Source organism: Acinetobacter sp. YH16044, assembly GCF_013417145.1.
Lineage (GTDB): Bacteria > Pseudomonadota > Gammaproteobacteria > Pseudomonadales > Moraxellaceae > Acinetobacter > Acinetobacter amyesii.
Genome location: NZ_VPEK01000140.1, coordinates 1 through 1,404 on the forward strand (window position 1 = coordinate 1; position 1,404 = coordinate 1,404).

Consider the following 1,404-nt stretch of genomic DNA (forward strand, 5'->3'; position numbering starts at 1 on the left):
GTATTATGTTAATTTTAGAAAATCTTAAGATAATTATTAATGAGTGGCTTAATGAATAAAGAAATTTCTGTATTACTGCATGACGTTCCTACTCATGCAGATTACGCATGTGATGCAACAGATTTAGATCCAGAAGATATTCCTGAAGATCGTATAGAACAAGTCATAAATTTATTAAATTCTTCTGATGAAAATATTGTATTTGAGGCAGCAAAACTTCTGACTAATTGGGGACAATCCTCTGGTTTTGATGCATTAGTAAATTTATTAAATGAAAATAAATTAGTTGGTTATATAGATCATCGTTTACATGGTTATGATGATACACTTCAGCATGTACTTAGAGCTTTTGTTCGTTATTGGGCATTCCAAGCTGATCTAGGATTTGGTGAACAGGCTAGAATAAAAATATTTCATCCTATACAAAAGATTATAGAAATATCTAATACAGAACCATTTGATGTTAGTCGCTTATTTTGGTTAATTGATGATGAAAAATACGATGAATATATTCCTTTAATTAAAAACCATTTAATCCAAATAATAGATCATCCTGAATTACAATTTTGGAAAATCCATGATGCTATTGAACTGATGCTGAAATTAGAGCCTGAGTTTGTTCATAATTTATTAGAAGAAAAAGGCAAAACATTGGAAGACTTTAAAATTAACACTTTATAAAGTTATACATTTAACATAATGGCGATTATACGAAATTCAGTTGTCAGAAACCATTTATTACATCAAAAGTAATGAAAAAGTAAAGAATATGACTTATATTATCTTTACTTTAATGGTTTTTGAGTGAGGGAATCATGTCCGCAGTCAATTTCAATATGCGCTTAGAAGCAGAGTTAAAAGAACAAGTCACCCCAATTTTGGAAGACTATGGTTTGACTATGCCTCAAGCATTCAAACTGTTCTTGAATCAAATCGTTAAAACTAAAGCGATTCCTTTATCTTTTGACTATGCACGAGAACCTGCTTTAACTCCTAAAGCAGCAGCCAAGTTACTTCAATCTTTAAAAGAGATTGAAAATGGCGAGTACACCGAGTACGAAACGGTAGAAGAAGCGATTAAAGCTATGTCGGAAGAAGCACATGGCTAAACGTAAGATTATCGTAACCAGTTCTTTTAAACGTGATATTAAAAGACGTTATTTAGAACTGGTTACGGCTGAATGGGCAGAAGTATTAGATTGTTTAGTCGCAAATAATCCTTTGCCTGAAAAGTATTTAGATCATCCCTTGAAAGGTGGTGCAGAGTTTAAAAATTGTCGTGATTGTCATGTGAAGCCTGATTTAGTCTTGATCTATAGGCTTGTTGGTGACGATATTTTAGAACTGCATCAGTTGGATAGCCATTCCGAAATTTTTGGATGACTATCGCTCGATGCTTTGAAA

3 protein-coding genes are annotated in these 1,404 nt (G+C 32.3%); all 3 read left to right on the forward strand.

Translation table 11 applies throughout. From position 1 onward, the window contains the following. Window positions 1–51: 51 nt before the first annotated feature. Window positions 52–681 carry a hypothetical protein gene (locus FTV38_RS17535; RefSeq protein WP_180023047.1) on the forward strand — a complete coding sequence of 210 codons (630 nt, stop codon included), beginning with the start codon at window positions 52–54 and terminating at the stop codon, window positions 679–681. A gap of 134 nt (window positions 682–815) precedes the next feature. Continuing rightward, window positions 816–1,109, forward strand: coding sequence for a type II toxin-antitoxin system RelB/DinJ family antitoxin (locus tag FTV38_RS17540; protein ID WP_004870963.1), 294 nt, complete (start codon window positions 816–818; stop codon window positions 1,107–1,109). Then, on the forward strand, window positions 1,102–1,383 hold the full coding sequence (locus FTV38_RS17545) for a type II toxin-antitoxin system YafQ family toxin (protein WP_001129137.1): 282 nt from the start codon (window positions 1,102–1,104) through the stop codon (window positions 1,381–1,383). Before FTV38_RS17540 ends, FTV38_RS17545 begins: the two co-directional genes overlap by 8 nt. The last annotated feature ends 21 nt before the right edge of the window (window positions 1,384–1,404 follow it).